This is a genomic window from Polymorphobacter multimanifer, assembly GCF_014205635.1.
Classification (GTDB): domain Bacteria; phylum Pseudomonadota; class Alphaproteobacteria; order Sphingomonadales; family Sphingomonadaceae; genus Sandarakinorhabdus; species Sandarakinorhabdus multimanifer.
Map to the genome: position 1 here is coordinate 1 of NZ_JACIIV010000042.1, position 18,266 is coordinate 18,266.

At 58.5% G+C, this 18,266-nt stretch carries 20 protein-coding genes; 10 read left to right on the plus strand and 10 right to left on the minus strand.

Annotated elements, in window-relative coordinates; all coding sequences use genetic code 11:
* Positions 1-1,103 (plus strand): hypothetical protein (locus tag FHS79_RS17345; RefSeq protein WP_207792431.1); only part of this gene is annotated, 1,103 nt, incomplete at its 5' end.
* A 50-nt stretch (positions 1,104-1,153) separates the two neighbouring features.
* Entirely contained in the window at positions 1,154-1,810 is a 657-nt protein-coding gene (locus FHS79_RS17350; RefSeq protein ID WP_184202918.1) for a recombinase family protein, read from the plus strand.
* A 220-nt stretch (positions 1,811-2,030) separates the two neighbouring features.
* Here FHS79_RS17350 and FHS79_RS17355 read toward each other — a convergent pair whose 3' ends face one another.
* Positions 2,031-2,375 carry a helix-turn-helix domain-containing protein gene (locus FHS79_RS17355; RefSeq protein ID WP_184202920.1) on the minus strand — a complete coding sequence of 115 codons (345 nt, stop codon included), beginning with the start codon at positions 2,373-2,375 and terminating at the stop codon, positions 2,031-2,033.
* 149 nt (positions 2,376-2,524) lie between these two features.
* Between FHS79_RS17355 and FHS79_RS17360 the strand changes: the two genes are divergently transcribed.
* The 4 genes from FHS79_RS17360 to FHS79_RS17375 all read left to right on the plus strand — a co-directional run bounded on the left by FHS79_RS17360 (position 2,525) and on the right by FHS79_RS17375 (position 6,855).
* Positions 2,525-3,049 (plus strand): hypothetical protein, encoded by a 525-nt coding sequence (locus FHS79_RS17360; protein ID WP_184202922.1) that lies wholly within the window; start codon positions 2,525-2,527, stop codon positions 3,047-3,049.
* A gap of 142 nt (positions 3,050-3,191) precedes the next feature.
* Positions 3,192-4,397 carry a hypothetical protein gene (locus FHS79_RS17365; protein ID WP_184202924.1) on the plus strand — a complete coding sequence of 402 codons (1,206 nt, stop codon included), beginning with the start codon at positions 3,192-3,194 and terminating at the stop codon, positions 4,395-4,397.
* A gap of 185 nt (positions 4,398-4,582) precedes the next feature.
* A complete protein-coding gene (locus FHS79_RS17370; protein WP_184202926.1) occupies positions 4,583-5,404 on the plus strand; it encodes an IS5 family transposase in 822 nt (273 codons plus the stop codon).
* Between the two features lie 323 nt (positions 5,405-5,727).
* Positions 5,728-6,855: a DUF4062 domain-containing protein gene (locus tag FHS79_RS17375; RefSeq protein WP_184202928.1), complete on the plus strand. Its 1,128-nt coding sequence runs from the start codon at positions 5,728-5,730 to the stop codon at positions 6,853-6,855.
* 132 nt (positions 6,856-6,987) lie between these two features.
* Here FHS79_RS17375 and FHS79_RS17380 read toward each other — a convergent pair whose 3' ends face one another.
* Together FHS79_RS17380 and FHS79_RS17385 are read right to left on the minus strand one after the other, a co-directional pair.
* Positions 6,988-7,608 (minus strand): hypothetical protein, encoded by a 621-nt coding sequence (locus FHS79_RS17380; protein ID WP_184202930.1) that lies wholly within the window; start codon positions 7,606-7,608, stop codon positions 6,988-6,990.
* On the minus strand, positions 7,608-8,309 hold the full coding sequence (locus FHS79_RS17385) for a hypothetical protein (RefSeq protein WP_184202932.1): 702 nt from the start codon (positions 8,307-8,309) through the stop codon (positions 7,608-7,610). Before FHS79_RS17385 ends, FHS79_RS17380 begins: the two co-directional genes overlap by 1 nt.
* A 554-nt stretch (positions 8,310-8,863) precedes the next feature.
* Between FHS79_RS17385 and FHS79_RS17390 the strand changes: the two genes are divergently transcribed.
* Genes FHS79_RS17390 through FHS79_RS17400 form a run of 3 tightly spaced genes read left to right on the plus strand, consistent with a single transcriptional unit; the run spans position 8,864 to position 12,122 of the window.
* On the plus strand, positions 8,864-9,856 hold the full coding sequence (locus FHS79_RS17390; protein ID WP_184202934.1) for a HamA C-terminal domain-containing protein: 993 nt from the start codon (positions 8,864-8,866) through the stop codon (positions 9,854-9,856).
* Positions 9,853-11,382 (plus strand): DEAD/DEAH box helicase, encoded by a 1,530-nt coding sequence (locus FHS79_RS17395; protein WP_184202936.1) that lies wholly within the window; start codon positions 9,853-9,855, stop codon positions 11,380-11,382. Before FHS79_RS17390 ends, FHS79_RS17395 begins: the two co-directional genes overlap by 4 nt.
* Positions 11,334-12,122 carry a hypothetical protein gene (locus FHS79_RS17400; protein WP_184202938.1) on the plus strand — a complete coding sequence of 263 codons (789 nt, stop codon included), beginning with the start codon at positions 11,334-11,336 and terminating at the stop codon, positions 12,120-12,122. Before FHS79_RS17395 ends, FHS79_RS17400 begins: the two co-directional genes overlap by 49 nt.
* Here FHS79_RS17400 and tnpC read toward each other — a convergent pair.
* From tnpC to FHS79_RS17415, 3 genes are all read right to left on the minus strand, one after another.
* On the minus strand, positions 12,119-13,726 hold the full coding sequence (tnpC, locus tag FHS79_RS17405; RefSeq protein WP_207792432.1) for an IS66 family transposase: 1,608 nt from the start codon (positions 13,724-13,726) through the stop codon (positions 12,119-12,121). The two genes, FHS79_RS17400 and tnpC, sit on opposite strands and share 4 nt — an antisense overlap.
* Positions 13,727-13,808: 82 nt before the next feature.
* A complete protein-coding gene (tnpB, locus tag FHS79_RS17410; RefSeq protein WP_184202940.1) occupies positions 13,809-14,165 on the minus strand; it encodes an IS66 family insertion sequence element accessory protein TnpB in 357 nt (118 codons plus the stop codon).
* Entirely contained in the window at positions 14,162-14,596 is a 435-nt protein-coding gene (locus FHS79_RS17415; protein WP_184202942.1) for a transposase, read from the minus strand. Before FHS79_RS17415 ends, tnpB begins: the two co-directional genes overlap by 4 nt.
* Before the next feature lie 118 nt (positions 14,597-14,714).
* Here FHS79_RS17415 and FHS79_RS17420 point away from each other — a divergent pair, with 118 nt between their 5' ends.
* Entirely contained in the window at positions 14,715-14,966 is a 252-nt protein-coding gene (locus FHS79_RS17420; protein WP_184202944.1) for a hypothetical protein, read from the plus strand.
* A 75-nt stretch (positions 14,967-15,041) separates the two neighbouring features.
* Here the strand turns inward: FHS79_RS17420 and FHS79_RS17425 are convergent, their stop codons facing one another.
* The 4 genes from FHS79_RS17425 to FHS79_RS18575 all read right to left on the minus strand — a co-directional run.
* Entirely contained in the window at positions 15,042-15,605 is a 564-nt protein-coding gene (locus FHS79_RS17425; protein ID WP_184202946.1) for a hypothetical protein, read from the minus strand.
* Between the two features lie 64 nt (positions 15,606-15,669).
* Positions 15,670-16,503 carry an IS5 family transposase gene (locus FHS79_RS17430; RefSeq protein WP_184202948.1) on the minus strand — a complete coding sequence of 278 codons (834 nt, stop codon included), beginning with the start codon at positions 16,501-16,503 and terminating at the stop codon, positions 15,670-15,672.
* Positions 16,504-16,572: 69 nt separating this feature from the next.
* Positions 16,573-17,589 (minus strand): hypothetical protein, encoded by a 1,017-nt coding sequence (locus FHS79_RS17435; RefSeq protein ID WP_184202950.1) that lies wholly within the window; start codon positions 17,587-17,589, stop codon positions 16,573-16,575.
* 348 nt (positions 17,590-17,937) lie between these two features.
* Positions 17,938-18,266 (minus strand): hypothetical protein (locus FHS79_RS18575; protein ID WP_207792434.1); only part of this gene is annotated, 329 nt, incomplete at its 5' end.

An 18,266-nucleotide genomic window follows, 5' to 3' on the forward strand; every position in this document is an offset into this window, starting at 1 on the left:
CGTCGATACTGCGCGACTGTCCGGGGCCAATCCCTACAACACCATCCTCGGCGCTGTCTCCGCCGGATAGCTCAACGCAGGGGGTGGGTAATTACATAACGGCTACACCCGATCAATCGGGGAAGTCGCTCAAAGCGATTTATCAGGAGTTGGACAAGGATATCTTGGATACGCTCGGAAAGGTGCCGTTGGGGCAGGGTGGGCCAGTCACTTTGCGAAAATTCAGCGGTAATATCAAGAAGACGGCTGTCTTCTCAATTCAGTACAATCTCGACGATCCTCTTGAGCGGGCAATGCTGACAATTGCTCGCAGGCCCGGCCCGGATTTCTCAATCTGGTCGGTGCGCCTTGAATTTAATCCGAGGAAAGCAGGGTCGGTAGGGCTCGTCCAAATTCAGGAGGGCGTCGAGCTCGCTGCTCCGTTCGTCGATTTTGACAAGGCCCTTGGAGCGTTTACGATCAGCCGACTAGACGCTGCCATCGATTGCATCGGAGTGACGCCACTCGACCTTATTGCTCTAATCCCCAAGCCAGGGAAGCGGATGGTGTATCTCGGCAAACACGGCATGCCAGAAACCATCTATTTCTATCAGGACAAACTCCTGCCCAAGAACCCTCCGAAAACCTCGGCCTACCGCACCACCGGTACTCACCGCCTTACGTTATATGAGCGTCGAGCATATCAAAAGCAGTTGGCTCAACCTTCGACCTATGGTGATTGCCCTGTCACCCGGGCAGAAGTCGTCCAAGTTTGGCGCAGCAAGCGCCCTGCTTTTGCCGATCTCGTGACAATGCAGAACCTCTTCGAAGGTCGACGTGTTGCTTATGCCGCAGCAGTGCCCATCAAGCCCACGAAGCGAAAACTGTGGAAGCAGTTCTGCTTGGCTGCAGTCGGCGCTGGTGTGGATAAGGCTACTTGGACTTGGATGCTCAGCGGTGGCAGCGATCTGGCCAAAAAATACAGCGAGTGTCAGGGCGATCTCGTCTCGGAGAATGCCTGGATATCGTGGCCGACCGGTCTCGCGTACACTGGTCTCGAGAAATGGATCGCGCAGGCAAATAAGGCTGCCGCTGTCCTTTATCCTTCCCTGCCAACGACCTAGCGATACGCTTTGTCCCACATAAACCAACATTTACCTGGGACAATCAGACAATGACTAAATTTGTATCTTACCTTCGTGTCAGTACCACGAGGCAGGGCGTGTCAGGTTTGGGTCTTGAAGCCCAGCGCGAACACGTCCGTGCATATCTCGCCCAGTGCAGCGGTGAATTGGCGGAGGAGTTCATCGAGGTGGAGAGTGGCACGGCCAAGGACCGGCCTATTCTTGTGAAGTCAATTGCACGGTGCCGCCAACTACGCGCGACTCTGGTGATCGCCAAGCTAGACAGGCTGGCGCGATCCGTTGCATTCATCTCATCACTGATGGAATCCGGCACCGAATTTGTCGCGGTCGACGTGCCATTTGCGAACAAGCTCATGCTGCATTTGATGGCGGCATTTGCCGAGCATGAGCGTGGTGAAATCAGCGCCCGAACGAGGGCAGCGCTAGCAGCAGCAAAAGCCCGTGGCGTTGTCCTAGGTTCAAACGGGAATGTGTTAGCCACTCGGCACAAGGAAGAAGCGCAGAGATATGCCGAGAAATTTCGCGGGCAAGTATCCGAAATTTTGTCAAATGGCGTATTAACCGTCCGAGATGTAGCTACGGAACTCAACAAATGTGGTCTTCGCACGAGGCAGAACACCCTGTGGGGACCGAGCACGACCAGCCGGCTGCTTAGCCGACTTGGAGCTCAGAAATCAGGTCTTTGACCAGCTAGCGGTCCCTGCTCGACGGTTGGCAAAATTTATAGCGCTCACAGCTCATTAGGATCCATCTCGGAGTTGGAGAATGGCTTTGGAGCAAACGCCCCTGTGAATGATATCCGATCGTATTGTGGCATCACTCATAATTTCCAATCCGTGAAGTTAACTTCAAAAGGTTGTTGCCTTTACTCGCAAACCGGCATGTTTGCAGGCGCTGCGGCAGGTGTCAGCTTCTAGGCTTGAGCGCGGCACTTAGGAGTTGATCGACCCAGCTGATATCGCGTTCGGACAACGAGTCCAAGCGTGCGATCAGGTCAACAAACGCCGCACCTCTGGCTTTGCCTGTCGGCAATTCGGTTGTGAACAATTCCGCCGGATCTACTTGCAGGGCAGCGGCAAGGCGCTCGATTGAAGGAAATCGAGCGCCCGTGCGCCCTGCCTCGATTCTGCCAATCATGTCGGGTGAAAGATCAGCGCTAGCAGCAAGCGTTTCTTGCGTCATGCCGGATCGCTTCCGGTGCGCGGCAACCAACCGCCCAAAGCGTTTCCGAAGATCGTAGGTATCGTCCATGGCGCCTCCTGCCGGTCGGTTTGAAGCTCGGCTTGTTTAACAAACAGGGACGGCAGATACGGAAAACGCGGGATACGCATTTCATTTGCACTATTATGTCCAGTAGTTACGCTTTCTGCGGTATTGGCAATCAGCTTCCGAGGGCGACGATGGCGAAGATTCGAATGCGTGTGGGCAAAATGCAGTGCCGTAGCTGCCTGGGCGCTGTGTCGAGTGTCGCGGAGGCCTGTCGACACTGCGGAAAGGAAATTCCGGCCGATCAAGTCGAGGAGCAGCAGACGTTTGAAAAGCGGATCAAGAGGGCCACACCATATACAAGCGCAGTGCTCGTGATAGCCCTGCTAGGGATCGGCACCTGCACTTATCGGCAAGCTACCCGCGAGCCTACAGCGGCAGAGACTCAGGCGGATAACGAAAGTGGGAAAGCCGCTGCGAAGTTCCTTGCCGAGGTCTCAGCGGCTGCGATCCTGCGGGGAAGAATGAAGAACCCGCCATCATTTCACCTCGTTGAAGCCAAGGCTAATCCGGCTATAATGGATAGCGGTAATCCAGGCTTTATAGTCGCGGTAATTTACCGTGGAACAAACTCGTTTGGTGGCACAATCACCAGGCGGGCGATGGTTTGGGTGGATGAGACTGGGAACACGCCGCTTAAGGTGATCGATGTAGATTAGAATTCCTCTTGGCAACTAAATTCAGCGCAAAGCTTTGTGTTGAAGACGCATATTCGATTAATTCCGCTAGTAAGCGATTTTTCTATCGTGTCGAGCTAAGTACCATAGGATTTCAAGGGTAAAGTAACCTTGGAGCACTGGTATGTTCGATGTCTGGAGTTCAACGAGTGAGTTAGGCCAGCCCTGCCTTCGGCGTGGACTAAATAGCCGCCTGATCGACCTCAATGGCTTGGTTCGCAAACAAGCACTATCAGGACTTGATCGCGTGCTCTGTGAACACCTCGCTACAGGCCGCGCAAGCTTCCAAGTACCCATGCAATCACCACCACTCGACCCGGCAAGGCGGTTCCTCAATGTAAGCGCATTGCAGAAAGCGATCCGTCAGGGTGATGCAGTGGGCGCGATGCGCTTTGCGCAGCAAGGTTGTTCAGTAAACGCAGAACAGATATTCCGACGTCTCGCAGTTTGCGCGGTTGAAGATGTCGGCATAGGAAACTTGCTAGCCGTGGGTATGGCGCTCGCGGTGATGGGCAATCGCTCAATGCGTGAAAACAGCGCGGACGAACTTGCTGCGTATCTCGCATATCTGCTGGCAATTAGCCCCAAGTCGCGGATTGCCTGCGATCTGCTTTCTATCTGCGATTTTGACCGAGCACTCGATCCATTGAAGACGGACCTAGTCCGAGCCTCACCAGACTCATTGCGCTCGAGAGCGAGCGACCCTCGCTCTCCATACGCTGAACGCATGGCGGCCATCTGGCTCATCGCCGGCACGTCCCGTTTTACAGGAATGAATATGCCAACAATCAACCGTACACGAGCCGATGTCATGTTCATGATGACTGCTAGCCGGATGCCTTTGATGCTGTACTACATCGCTGACCGGACGGCAGCCCGCACAGCAGATGCAATGTTCATCTCGTATTTTCTCATTGCTGAAATGATAGCCGCCGAGCCGGACATCCGTCTGTCAGATCGAACGATAGGGGCTAAAGCGAAGATTGCCGGCTTCCCGGCTGCGGCATTCGACCTGCATACACATGAAGGGCGTTGGGCAATCGGCCAGTTCGGACGCCAATGTCCACCGGTGGCCGAAATGTTACTATCGGTAAAGCCCACAATGCGGGATATGGCACTGTGCTATGGTGTGTTCATTGCTGAGGGCGGCGAATTAGCAAATCAGGTCAGTTTTGTGGCGGCTGAGAACATCGAATATGATGCCCATCACGCAGAGCTAGCGTTCACAGGAATCGCAGATGCGTCAGCACAGGCGCAGTTCTTAACGGCAATTACCAATTATCTCCCGATGCTAAATCAGTACCGTTTTGCCGCTCTCAGGCGGAATTGATCAAGCAGGCCTAGCGTCCGTCCAGAGCCGAATTGAAAATTACAACAAATCTATCGGGTATTTTTAATTTTTACTTCTAAGTGTCTGACCCAAAAGTAAGTTGAGTGATATCAGTCGGTTGCGCTTGACGCGCTGGCGCATGGCTGATTCTGGAGGTTTTGCGAAGAACCGACCGGAGATCAACGATGTGGACCGATATCACTCGCGCTATTCATGCGCGCAAAGGTTTGGCGTTGCCAAGCGATATGACAGATGACGAGTGGGCTGTGCTGGAGCCGTTTCTGCCGCCGGCCTTACCGGGCGGCCGTCCGCGCAAATGGCCCACGCGGCGGCTGGTCGAGGCGATGTTGTATATTCTTCGTGGCGGTCTGCCGTGGCGGATGTTGCCGCCCGGGTTTCCGCCGATGACAACAGTTCAGCGCTATTTCTACGCATGGCGCGACAGCGGCGTGTGGCAGACGATCAACCATTACTTGCTGATGGACCTGCGCGTGGCCGAGGGGCGCGAGGCAAGCCCAAGTGCCGGGGTGATTGACAGCCAGAGCGTGAAAACCACGGAAAGCGGAGGCATTCGCGGCTTTGATGCGGGCAAGAAGATCAAAGGCAGGAAGCGCCATATCCTGACCGACACGTGCGGCTATCTCGTCCACGCCGTGGTTCACGCCGCCGACATCCAGGACCGGGACGGCGCACCACTGGTGCTGGCCGCGGTCATCAATCGGTTTCCATGGCTGCGCCATGTCTTCGCCGATGGCGGCTATGCTGGCGACAAACTCAAGGACGCGCTGGCCAAAATCGGCAATTGGACGCTGGAAATTATCAAGCGATCCGACGCTGCGAAGGGCTTTGAACTGTTGCCACGTCGATGGGTCGTCGAGCGGACATTCGCCTGGCTGAACCGCAACCGCCGCCTCGCCAAGGACTTCGAGCACATGGTCGAAAGCGCCACCGCCTGGCTCTTTCTCGCTTCGGTCCAACTCCTAACTCGCCGAATATCAAGAGTTTAATCGAGAAACAGGGGCTTCTGAGTCAGACTCTAAGGCGCTTTAGGATCGTCAATTCTGCTCATGGTCAGTTTACTCAACAAGAGGCAGAAAGGCGGCTTAGGGGCCGAGTGCTGACCGGTAGAATTCAATGCACGCGGCTCCGGAAGCGCATGTCGTTCAGCGCGTTATCATAGCAGAGATCACCCACAACTTGCCATTCAGAGCCCTCGGAGCAAACCCCGCCTTCAGACGCTCGTTCAGGTCGGCTCAGCAGTATCTCCGCCCGGCTACACCCGCGCCGCATCGCTCATGGACAATCGGCAGCGCCCGCTTAATCTCGGCTTATGCGAATTTTTGTCAGCTCCCTCATCTCCGGTTTTGAACCCCAGCGCGCGGCAGCTCGGCGCGCCGTGATCACCCTGCGCCACGAACCCGTTATGGCCGAGGACTTCGGGGCCCAGCCAAACTCGCCGCAGATCGGCTGTCTGCAAGGGCTGCGCGGATCGGACATGGTCGTCCTCATTCTGGGCGAGAACTACGGCTTCGTGCCTACGGGATCGTGCCTTTCTGCGACCCACCAAGAATATCGGGAGGCCCGAGAGACGAAGCCGGTCCTCGCGTTCGTGCAGCAGGGTATTTCCCCCGCGCCGGAGCAGGCGGCCTTCATCGCGGAAGTCCAGGCATGGGAGGGCGGACTGTTCCGCGGTAGCTTCGTCGGGGTGGACGACCTGCAGGACGGAGTAACGCGCGCGCTGCATGACGTGACGCTAGCGAGCGCCACAGCCCCAGTCGACGAGCAGGAGATGACCGCCCGCGCCGTCGCTATGCTCGAGCCAGAGAACAGGAGTCAGTTGACAGCCGCAATGCTGGACCTCGTCGTTGTCGGCGGGCCGCGCCAGCGCATCCTGCGGCCGGCGGAACTTGAAGCGCCCGAGCTTGCCGAGCAGCTAGAGCAGTCGGCGCTCTACGGCGACAAGCGGTTGTTCGAGCGGACGCTCGGCACCGCAAGCGGATTGGACGGGCCCGACCTCGTTCTGCGCCAGGAGCGCGGCGCAGTCATCCGAGTCACCGAACAGGGATCCGTCTCGCTTCGGGTGCCGCTGGACGAACCGCGCGCCCGCGGGCGGAGCTTTGATCCGATGAGCGGCATGATCATCATAGAGGAAGCGGTGCAACAGCAGCTCGGTACTACGCTAGATTACGCGGCGGGCGTCCTAGACCGCGTCGATCGTACACAGCGTCTGACGCATCTTATCGTAGCAGCGCGCCTGTCAGGCGTGGAACACCGCGGATGGCGAACACGCGCCCAGCATGCATCAAATGCCAGCTCCGTTCAGATGGGGCATGGCGGCATGAAGGAGCGTTCACCGATCACCCTTGCAATCCGTCGAGCGGCGCTTGGCCTTGATCGCACCGCTTTGATCGAGGACATCCTCGTTCCGCTCCGGCGCCAGTTCCCGATAGCGACCTAGGTGGTGGTATGACCCAAATGCCGAAATCCAGGACTGATTGGTCGCTCCCCGAACCCGCACGTCCGTTAATGTCAGTGTATCGCGCGCTCCGGCAGAACAAATTTCCCCGACACCGACCGCATCGCCATTTTTCTAGTCGCGCTCCCTGTCCGCCTGGCTCTGCATTTTCTCTAATTCTTGCGCGTCCAGGGCCTTCTTGAGGTCCGGCATACCTGCCTCGTCAATAATGCCAGCCATTTTCTCGATGATCCGCAGCGCTGGCGTCACGCCGATCACCGCGTCGATAGCCGGGTCGAGGACGTATTTAACACCGTAGGTGTAGGGTCGCTCGCAATCGACCTGTAGCCTCGGCAACCAGGTTTCGGCCTCTTCTACACGCGCGTAGAACCGCACAACCTCAAGGGCCAGGTGACTTTGCAGCATCCCGACCTTGCTCGCGAGGGCAAGATACAGTTTAGGGTTGGCGATCGCAAATTGCTCGACGAAATACTTGTCGATCGGCTGGTCGCCTTGAAAGCCGTGTCTGATGTAGCGGTAGCCGACAGCGTTCGCCATGCGGGCCACGCTTTGACGCAGGATAACGATCTCGCCGTAGAGCGCGCACGCGATGCTGACGATTTCCTCATTTCTCAGCCGCTCGTCACGCTTCCGATTGAGACGGAAATTGAACAGCGCCCCTGCGATCAGAGCGGCGAATCCTAGGACCGCGCCGATCGCGCCCTGCCAGCCCTTCAACTCGGTATAGAGATCCATTATCCGCTCTGTTCGACAAGGACCGGCGCTGGAAGTACACCAAGCCCAAGGAATTTGTCCGTCTTGAAGTAGGCTTTCATAATCGGCTGGAACTGCACCGCGATAGCCCGGGCGTTGCTGACATTCTCTACGGACTGTGCCCGCAACCCCTGTAGCAGCCCTTCTAGAGCGTTCGCGTAGGGCCTAATCCGCATATACTGCTCGCGCGACATTCGATGGACAGCGACACCCTCGTTCATTTCGTCCGCAACCGGGGTCAGTTCCATGATGGCGTTATAGCGGAGCGCATATTCCTTCATCGACGTATTGATGCTCTGGTAGCGGGCGATAACGAGCATCATGTCCATCATGAACTTGTGCGCGTCCATGCGGATCAGCAGGTTTATTTCCGCTTCGCTCAGAGAAAACGAAGGATCGTCCTGCAAGCCGGTTAGAGGCTGAATGCGCCGCCACAATTCATTCGCGTCATCGCCTCCTATAGGTGGACCCGAGTAGGGTGCCCAAAGGTGGCGTCGAATGTCGTCGGTTTTGTTGAGCGCCTGCGCGAGCTTCACACCGATCATGTGTCCGGCGTCGCGCTCGCGGTCCCGTTTATCCCTGCGTCTCTGCCATTCGGAAAACCAATAGCCACCAAGCGCGACCATAACCGCAGCCGCCGATGCACCGCCTGCGAACCAATCCGCTATGCTGCCAACTTCCATTACCTAGCGCGTCCCCCGTTCCACGTTAGTATCGCCGGATGGCGTTAACTTTCAATTCGATCTTGGATGAATTTGGTATCGTGAGTTGCTGCCAGTCTCGTGGACACCGCGACAAGCGGTCTTATGAATTCGGAGGGTATGAATGCAACGACCCACAAGACGACATTCGGCCGTCGTTTCGCGCTCCCCAACTTCAGACATCTATTCATGTTGGCCCGACGCCTCGACCAGCGATGGCGGAAATGACGAGAAGTGGCACATTCCCGCATTCCCGCATTCCCGACGCCCTTTCGCGACATGTCTGGCTAGGAGCCGACATCCGGCGTCTGCACGACCGGCACCGCAGTACGACAGAGATTGGGCTGCCTCCAGCCGCTTCCGGGAGGCTGATCGCCGGAAACGTACATTTGTTCAGCCGGCAAGCCGGGTACTAAGGGCTGACCCGATTGCCTCCTCTGCCGGCCTGCCCGACGCTACAGTAGGCCATGTTTCTGCTTCCCTTAGCTTATCCTCGCGCTACGCTTGCTGGTGGGGTAAGATCGACCGGGGGCAAGTTGAGCCAGCAAAGCGCAGAACAGGCCGAAGGCCCAGATTTGGATACGGTTCTTGCGGCTCTTCGCCGGGACTATTCCAGACTGGGGCCGAGGATAAGAGAGCTACAACATGAGGTTCTATGCGAGTGCTCAGGCGCCACTCTCCGCCTGCATTTCCCGGCATTCCGGCAGGGCAAAACCACAGTTCACGAGCTGGTGGAACTGGCTTGGCTTCATCTGACGCCTTTCGCGCTGACGCGAAAAGAAATCGATGCAGTAAGAGCGCTGCAATCGACCCTGCCGTTCGACGATTTTCTGATCAAAACCACTCAGCTCAATGATGCGGCCGCCAAGCTTTTCATCAAGGCACACAAGGCAACAAACCGGAATGGCGAGGCCGGCGAGCTACTGTTGTACCTCCTGACAGAATGGATCCTAGGCGCTCCACAGCTCATCGCGAAGATGACCTTAAAATCCAATCCGCAGATGCCCGTTCATGGGGCGGATGGGATCCATGTTCGATACTGCCCTGAGACCGCGCGGCTTTTTCTCTATTGGGGAGAGTCGAAAATGTATGGCGACGTCGGTGCAGCCATCACGTCCGCCGCGAAATCGATAGCAAAATCTTTGGAGCCGCACGAGCGGGACCACGAACTTCAGCTCGTTCAGCGAAATATCGATTTCACAGGATTGGCCATTGAAGGCAAGGAAGCCCTTCTGCGATACCTGGATCCGCATGAGGAAGAATATAACGAGCGCAAAGACGTCATCACCTGCCTGATTGGCTTCGATTTCGACGGCTTCCAAAAGGCCAGCGCCGCCGGTGACCAAGGCGCTGAGGATGCCTTCCGAGCGCTGGCAAAGGAGCATCTTGAAGCGGTCGCTCCCAAGGTCGCGGCTGCGCTTGAGACGGCGGGACTGGACACTCAGGATGTGGAACTCTTTTTCTTCCCACTTCCAGCCGTGCAAGAGTTTCGCGATCTCTTCCAGGCTCGGATTGGCTGGCTGTCATGATGCAGGAACTGGCTGACAAAGTTTGGGGGAATCCCAAATTCCACGACGCGGCACACCGCATCGAACTCGCATGGCTCACCAAAGAGATCGGCGGCATCGAGAACGGCCCTGCGGACATTACAGACGCCAAGCGGTTGATGCGTTCGGCGGCGATCCTAGCGTGCTCAGAGACAGCAGATCATCGACGCGCCGCCTTCAGGGTGGCGACTTGTGCTTACGATCTGTTTGGAACCGAACAGGTGCCCTTGGATCAGGCCCTGCGCGTCGTGCTCATGCGTCTGGGGAACTTCCCATCCATCGGCACGCGAGCAGACGTCGAGTCCGCACAGCCCAGCCTTCCCTTCGCGCTTGTCGCTGAAGAAATCGCGTCGGCCGATGCGCATGGGGTGACGATAAATGGGCACACGGTGCTGCTGACAGATTTCCAGCAGAAGCTGTGGCTCAGCCTTGTGCAGAGCCGGCGGATCGCGCTGGCCGCACCCACATCCGCGGGGAAATCCTTTGTATTGCAGGGATATCTTTCGGCGCTCTTCGACAACGACCGTGCGCAATCGGTTGTCTACATTGTCCCGACCCGTGCCTTGATCGCCCAAGTCGCGGAGGATCTGAAGGTTCAGTTCGAGGAAACGACACGCGATGTTCCCGACATTGTCACGGTGCCGGTTGACGCGGACACCACGCTTGCCGAGCGCGCCATCTATGTAATGACGCAAGAGAGGCTGCAACTCGCTCTCGGTGCCCATCCTGACTTCAGCGCCAGCGTCATCATCGTTGATGAAGCGCATTCGATCGCGGCCGGATCGCGGGGTGTTCTGCTTCAATGGGTCGTCGACGATCTACTGGTCCGCAATCCGACATCACAGATCCTCTTCGCCAGTCCGGCAATCCGCAATCTGGATATCTTCGGCCGGCTGTTCGGTTTGGACGACGTGATCGAGTTTTCGTCTGTAGAGCCAACCGTCGCCCAGAACTTCCTGGTTATCTCCATCGAGTCAGCGACCAAGGGCAAGCTTTCGATCAAGACCGCCGGGGACGGATCGAAGGCGCTACGGTCAGTCGCGACGCTGCAACTGGATCGAACAGTCGCAAGCCGAACAGAAAAACTTGTCCATATTCCGGCGGAACTTGGCCGCGGACATTCGAACATTATCTATGCAAACGGCGCAGCGGAGGCCGAGAGCGTTGCGCTCCAGCTGGCCGAGCTGATGTCTGGTCGCGAGCCGACCGTCGCGCGCCTGGCTCTGTCGGACCTAGCTAAAGAAGTGGTCCACGCCAATTACGCGTTGGTTGAGTGCGTTAAGTACGGTGTCGCGTTTCACTATTCCAACATCCCCACTCAGCTTCGACGCGCAATTGAAGCGGCAGTATCGTCCGGTGAGGTCGACTTCCTCGTATGCACGAGCACGCTGCTGCAGGGCGTTAATCTGCCTGCCAAAACATCTTCATGTTTGCTCCGGAGAAGGGCCGGACCAAGGCCTTGGAGTCGACCGACTTTTGGAACCTCGCCGGTCGCGCCGGCAGACTGAAACGCGAATTCCAAGGCAACATCTTCCTCATCGACTACGACAAATGGACGAAAAAGCCGCTCGACGGGCCAAAGGACTCGATCATCACTCCGGCGATCGAAACCAGCCTGAACGACCATCACGATCAGCTCATGACCGTCATTGCCGGCACGCCGAGCGCTGGCCGCAGCGATGAAACCGATCTCGAGACCACCTTCGTCCGCCTTTATACCGATTTCAAAGCCGGAGACCTCAGTCAGACATTCGAACGAGCAGGCGTCGCTGCAGGCGATGCTCAGTCGGGGCTGCTAGCAGCCGCGCTCGCCGCCGCCAGTGAAAAACTCACTCTCCCAGCAGCGGTTATCCGCCGGACTCCAAACATATCCGCACACAAACAACAGCGGCTGTACGACCGGATAAGCGCGAAAGTGGCTCAAGGCCCCGACGTCGCTTGGACCCTCATCCCCCTGCACCCCCGCGAGAGTGAAGCTTTCCAGTCCTATGCGGATGTCCTCGAGCTTTGCCACGAGATCATTCTCGGCATCGATACCTCCAAGAATCTGCATCGGTTCCACGCTCTGATCGCGCGACGCTGGATGCTCGGCCTGCCGCTCCCTCAGATCATCGACGAGCAAATTTCGCGAAATACGTCGAAGCCTGTTCGGACGACGATCAGAAACACCCTGGATTTGATCGAGGGCGACATCCGTTTCCAAGCCGTTCGGCTGTTTGGTTGTAAGCGCTGTCCCGAGGCCCTTTAGCCTTGGAAGTTCCATGGCATGAGCTGATCGAGCTTTTTGCTGGAGTGCCCGCGGGCGAGGCGCTCGAGGGTGTCGGTAAGCCAGGCAAGGGGATCGACGGCGTTAAGCTTGGCGGTTTCGATGAGGCTGGCGATGATCGCCCAGTTGTCACCGCCGTCATCGGAGCCGGCGAATAGGGCATTCTTGCGATTAAGGGCGATAGGCCGGATGGTCCGCTCGACAGTGTTGCTGTCCATCTCGGCGCGACCGTCTTCGAGGAACAGCGTCAGGCCGGTCCAGCGCGAGGTGGCGTAGCGGATGGCGTCGGCGAGCTTGCTCTTGGCGCTGACCAGGGGAAGCCGGGCGGTGAGCAGACGGAACAGCGCGTCGACGATCGGCTTGCTCTTCTCCTGGCGCACGGCCCGGCGGGCTTCGGCGTCCTGCCCGCGAATCTCGTCCTCGATGGCGTAAAGCGCCTTGATCAGTTGCAGCGCCTCGGTCGCTGTTGGTGAGGCGTCGGCCTTGGCGATCTCGAAGAACTTGCGGCGCACGTGAGCCCAGCAGAACGCCAGCGCCACCTGGTTGCGACGGCCAAGCTTGTTGTAGCCGGCATAGCCGTCGACCTGCAGGATGCCGGTGAAGCCTGACAGATGGGTGATGGGCCGCTCAGCCTTGCGGTCGGGCGCGTAGATGAACGCCACCGCCGGCGGGTCGCTACCGCCCCATGGTCGATCATCCCGGGCATAGGCCCAGATCTGCCCGGTCTTGGTGCGGCGTCGCCCGGGATCGAGCACCGGTGCCGTCGTCTCGTCAGCAAACAGCCGCGATCCTCGCTTCAAGACGGCGAGCAGGTGATCGCGCAGTGGCGCCAGGTACCAGGCCGCCCGGCCCACCCAGTCGGCCAGCGTCGAGCGATCGAGGTTGACGCCCTGTCGGGCATAGATCTGTGCTTGCCGGTAAAGCGGCAGGTGATCGGCGTACTTGGAGACCAGCACCTGGGCGACCAGCGCGTCGGTGGGTATCCCACCTTCGACGACCCGCGGCGGCGCCGGGGCCTGCACCACCTCGCCTTCGCAGGCGCGGCAGGCATAGCGTGGGCGGCGCGTCACCAGCACGCGGAAGCTTGCGGGCACCACGTCGAGGCGCTCGGCGACGTCTTCCCCGATGCTGTGCAGGGCACCGCCGCAGCAGGCGCATTGCTTGCTGTCGATATCGATCACCTGCTCGACACGCTCTAGATGCGCCGGCAGGCTGCCGCGGTTAGCGCGGCGCTGCTTCTCGACCCGCTTGTCCGGCGTGCTGAGGGCATCGAGCTTGGCTTCCACCTTGGCGATGGCGATGCTGAGATCTTCCATCACCAGCTCGAACTGATCGTCGTCGAGCTTCTCAGAGCGCGGCCCGAAGCGGTGGCGCGCGAAGGCAGCGATGATACTGCTCAGCCGTGCGATCTCGGCATCGGCTTCAGCCTTGGCAACCGCGTTCTGCTCGGCTTCGGCGCTGATGCGCTCCACTTCTGCCGTCGCGTGCTCAACCTTCGCCATAAGCCGAGCCGTCTCGGCTTTGGCGGCCACGATCATGGCGCGGAGCACCACGGGATCGTTAGGAAGATCAGCTTCGGCAAGCATGATGAAAGCAGTGAATCACGCGCGCGCACGCGCGTCGAGAGCCTCCAGAAAGCCCGAGTCAATTTATCGCAGCTTCAATCGCTTACCCTGCGATCTGCGGAACCTTGGTCCGTCTTGCCTGGTGCACGCGGCGCCAGTCGAGCCCTTCGAGCAGAGCGCCGAGCTGGGCCGCGGTCAGCCGCATCGCGCCATCATGCACCGATGGCCAGCTAAAGGCACCGGCCTCGAGCTTCTTGGCCATCAGGCACAGGCCGGTGCTGTCCCACCACAGCAGCTTGATCCGATCGGCCCGCTTGGCCCGGAACACATAGATGATGCCGGAATAGGGATCGCCCTTGAACTGGCTCGCCACCAGCATGGCCAGCGAGTCTGCGCCCTTGCGAAAGTCGATAGGCCGCGTCGCCACCATCACCCGCGCGCCGGCTGCGGGCCCGATCACGGCAACACCCGCAGGCTCTTGAGCACGGTTGCCACCAGGCCCGCGTCTGCACCGGCGTAGATGCGGGTGACCGTGCCGCTGAACTCTACCTCGATGACAGCAGGCCGATCAGTTGCCGCCGCACCGCTGTCCGCCATTACGGGTACCAGCGCCGGCTCGGCATCGGACGACACTTGCCGCGCCACGGCCTGGCGGGCGTAACGCAGCTCCCGTCGCCAGGTGTAGATCAGCGAAGTCCGAATATCGTACCGCCGCGCCAGCGCCGCGATGTTGTCGCTGTGATCCGCTTCCGCCAAAATCGCCAGCTTCTGCTCGATGCTCCAGAACCGCCGCCGGCCCGTCATCTCACCCAGCACTTCGAATCGACGCACGTCGCTGCGAGCGACTTCAGTGCTGGTGTCCAGTGCGGTCTCAGGGGGCTCGGGTCTCATCCCCCAAACCTACTGAACCAACCAGCATCCCCCGCAAGACGGGGTGTAAACAGCGCTTACGTTTGGTTGCTATAGCGCCCTTCTTGTTTACGCCCTTGACAGCGCGGGGTTAGTGGACATGGCCTCGAGCATTCCGTCTTTGCCCCTTTACCTAGAGATCGGCGCATCCGACAAAACGATGATCAGCTTCATCTCGCTGGGCTTGTCGCGTGTAACCGCCATGAAATTGAACGAAATGTCCGCGCGTAAGGACCTCGACACACCCGGTGCACTGCAGTGGCTGCGTACCCGTCCGCTGGAGGCGCTGGGGCTTTCCCCTCTCTTGCTCGCCGAAGTACGCGAGATCGCGACTACCTCTTTGCCAAACTGAACAATCTACTGGCTGCGAACACATGAGCTGTACGGAGGGCCGGTGGCGATCTTAGCTGGAAGCTGTTGTTCCGTCTTATACCGCAGGTAAAATCCGAAAATCGGATAGCGAGATGCCATACACCTGCTGAAACGTGTCTTCGGCCCACGCGTCTGCTCTGTCCTGCGAATAATTTTCGAACAGCCACTTATAGTCGCGCACGAATGCACCCTCTTCCAGAATCCATTGCCGGGTGAGATCGTAAAGGGCCATGGACCCGTAGAAACTGTCGAAAGTATCCTTGACCGCTCGGTCATCCCGTCCGGGCCAGCGTCGGGGATACACGCCCGGCTTATCGCCTCTGTCAGCAAAAAGCGAAAGATGACGAAGCCAGACCGCCGTTCGATCCGGCTTCGAGCCGCCCGATGTCTTCCAGATTCCCGGCCAACAGAAAAACTCGGGATGTTCGAGACGATCGGCGGAGAACGACAGGAAGTGCGATAGAAATACGCGTATCGGCAGATTGATCTTCCGGAATTCGAACGTCTTGTGCTCTTCCATCAGCGCCTTCACCGCTGGCTGCTCGCCCCACTCGGCAATTGCTATCAGCGCCGAGAGCGGATGGTCGTACCCGGCGTACTCAGTCAGCTCGGCGGACACCTGGATATATTCCTCGCGGGAATAGTCGGTGATGGCATGCTTTAGAGCCCGATTCAAAAGTACGTCAATGAGTTGAGAGTCTTGCGATTCTGCGTGTGAGCATTCGGATGCTGGCGATGGTTGCCCATGCGGTGGCGCTTTCGATGGATCGCTCCCAGTCTTTGGCGAGACGGCGGCAGCGGCCGAGCCACGCGAAGGTCCGCTCGACGACCCAGCGCCGGGGCAAAAGCACGAAGCCTTTGGCGGTATCGGAGCGCTTGATGATTTCGAGGGTCCAGTTGCCATGGCCTTCCAGCGCGGCCTTGAGTTTGTCACCAGCATAGCCACCATCGGCAAACACATGGCGCAGGAACGGGAAGCGGAAACGGATGGCTTTGAGGACATCGACAGCGCCGTCGCGGTCCTGAATGTCGGCGGCATGGACCAGGATGAACACCAGAAAGCCGCAGGTGTCGGTGATGATATGCCGTTTGCGTCCTTTGATCCTCTTGCCCGCGTCATAGCCGCAAATTCCGCCGCTTTCCGTGGTTTTCACCGATTGACTGTCAATGACACCCGCACTGGGCGAGGCCTCGCGGCCGGCTTGCTCGCGCGCCGCCATCACCAGCAGATGGTTGATTGTCGTCAAAAGCCCCGTGTCCCGCCAGGCGTAGAAATAGCCGCGCACCGTCGATGTCGCCGGAAAGCATTTGGGCAGCATCCGCCAGGCACAGCCGCTCGACGCGATATACAAAATCGCATCCATCACTGCCCGCAGGCAGGTCGTGCGTCGGCGCCCGCCGCTGCGCGCCGCCGGAAACAGCGGCTCGATCAGTGCCCATTCCGCATCCCGCAAATCGCTTGGATAGCGCGCGCACTTCCGCATATGCTCACGGCGAGCGGTATCAGTCCAAGGCAAGTGCTTCTCCCATCGTCTCGACAATGACGGTGAATCACAACCTACTGGTATCGCTCAACTACTTTTCGATCAGGCTCTTAGATGGGGAAGCTCGCGAAGCGACTGACACAGGAGCGTAAAACGAACGCCGACATCGACGTCCGCGATAAAATCCTCGAAATATTCGATTTCCAGCGGGAATCCGCGGGTCGGATTTATGGCAAGGTCGCAGATGAGGAGAAAGATGCCGACAAGAGGCCCTCGCACATCGCTCGGCCATTCGGACCCCGAAAGCTCCAGAAAACGGTCGAAGGCTTCAACATATATCCCGAAAAGATATCCTTCCTCTCGCCATGTCTCGGTTGTGATCTGCGATCTTTGCGTACCGTCGAGAAACTGAAGCTGGATAAATCTCGCCTGGCCTTCGTAAATCGCATGCAGCCCAACCGGCGGAACGCGTAATGGCGATCCGTGATAAAAGCCTTCGTGGCGTGACCTCGTCAGACGTCGAAAATCGTCTTCCCATGCCTTGCCGTCGGGAATGAACGAAAATTCCGGATCGATTTCATGGCCGATCATGCCAAGTAGCTGCCCCACAGCGATGTGGTAGCAATGGCCGACGCACTCGAAATGCTGCTGATCGAACAGCCGTCTGGCCGTGATCTGCGGAGCCATGGCGTATTGCTTGTAATATTCAACGTCCAAGGCGTTGTTGATCGCGACGTTCGCGTCGGCCAGCATCGGTTGCGCTGACGGTCCCTGCGCTATCAGTGTTTCGTCCGCCCACCGCTTCAACGGCTTAATCGGGCCGAATGTCTTCAGTGCATCGCGCAAGAATGCCAGGCTGGAATGCGATTGGGCAAGGTAGCTCAGGCTGAGCATCAGCCCGGACGTCGAGCCCACATGCTGCCACCAGTGAACGGTCTCATGCAGGTAGGTCGAATAGGCCTGCAATGCGTCAGGCGATATCGTCCCCAAGTCGTACACGCCGTTCTCAATGCCATCGATCAGTTCGTGATTGCGAGGGCTGAGACTTAGGACGAAACGCATGGTCTCGTACTTGCCGTGGACGTTCAACGCGGCATGGAACGCGGGTTCGAGATACATGACGTCACGCGACGGGTCGATCAGCGACGGGTCAAGACGCGATTCCAGACCTTCTCCCGTTCCCCGATTCATATCGATTCCTAAGCCGCTGTTGCCCCGAAAACCGCTGACGCAAATTTGACGCCAGCCTCGCGGCGTTTAGCACGTATCAGGTGTCGTCAGTGGCGGCTACCAAAGCATCATAATTGTGGTAGGCTCGATCTGGCCGACAGGCAGAGTGCACGCATAACACTCGAACATGGCACGCATAGGCGACGCCGAACGAGCCAGCCGATCTAGATCTATACCTTGCTCGCCTGGCGCATCGCGCAAACATAGACCTCGCTCTGCGTTTGCTCGGCGCGCATCCTATAGTTGAGCATCGCCTGCAGGCTGAGGCGTAGTTCGAGGGACGTACGGCAGATCCTCGCCATCCATCAGCATGGTCTGGATGTGCTTGACGTGCACGATCCCTCGTAGCTGCCGCTGCACCTCCGACTGAACGAACGGCCAGTCATGTCGAATTGGCGCCCGAAAGCGGCGGTTCCGCTTTCCACCACGAGCTGTCATTCCGAGCGCAGAGGCGAACGACCGGAACTGGGTCGATTCTGTTGAAAAACCCTGCTTGATCGATGGTTGATGGCGTGATTCACTCTGCTTGAGGCGAGCGGAGACGGTCTCATGATGGGTGAGCGAAC

Excerpts from the sequence above, each read along its gene's own strand:
- tnpC (WP_207792432.1), bottom strand. The coding sequence starts at position 13,726 with ATGCTTGCCGAAGCTGATCTTCCTAACGATCCCGTGGTGCTCCGCGCC.
- FHS79_RS17370 (WP_184202926.1), top strand. The coding sequence starts at position 4,583 with ATGTGGACCGATATCACTCGCGCTATTCATGCGCGCAAAGGTTTGGCG.
- FHS79_RS17415 (WP_184202942.1), bottom strand. The coding sequence starts at position 14,596 with ATGAGACCCGAGCCCCCTGAGACCGCACTGGACACCAGCACTGAAGTC.
- FHS79_RS17395 (WP_184202936.1), top strand. The coding sequence starts at position 9,853 with ATGATGCAGGAACTGGCTGACAAAGTTTGGGGGAATCCCAAATTCCAC.
- FHS79_RS17420 (WP_184202944.1), top strand. The coding sequence starts at position 14,715 with ATGGCCTCGAGCATTCCGTCTTTGCCCCTTTACCTAGAGATCGGCGCA.
- FHS79_RS17365 (WP_184202924.1), top strand. The coding sequence starts at position 3,192 with ATGTTCGATGTCTGGAGTTCAACGAGTGAGTTAGGCCAGCCCTGCCTT.
- FHS79_RS17350 (WP_184202918.1), top strand. The coding sequence starts at position 1,154 with ATGACTAAATTTGTATCTTACCTTCGTGTCAGTACCACGAGGCAGGGC.
- FHS79_RS17385 (WP_184202932.1), bottom strand. The coding sequence starts at position 8,309 with ATGGAAGTTGGCAGCATAGCGGATTGGTTCGCAGGCGGTGCATCGGCG.
- FHS79_RS17355 (WP_184202920.1), bottom strand. The coding sequence starts at position 2,375 with ATGGACGATACCTACGATCTTCGGAAACGCTTTGGGCGGTTGGTTGCC.
- FHS79_RS17360 (WP_184202922.1), top strand. The coding sequence starts at position 2,525 with ATGGCGAAGATTCGAATGCGTGTGGGCAAAATGCAGTGCCGTAGCTGC.
- FHS79_RS17435 (WP_184202950.1), bottom strand. The coding sequence starts at position 17,589 with ATGTATCTCGAACCCGCGTTCCATGCCGCGTTGAACGTCCACGGCAAG.
- FHS79_RS17380 (WP_184202930.1), bottom strand. The coding sequence starts at position 7,608 with ATGGATCTCTATACCGAGTTGAAGGGCTGGCAGGGCGCGATCGGCGCG.
- FHS79_RS17375 (WP_184202928.1), top strand. The coding sequence starts at position 5,728 with ATGCGAATTTTTGTCAGCTCCCTCATCTCCGGTTTTGAACCCCAGCGC.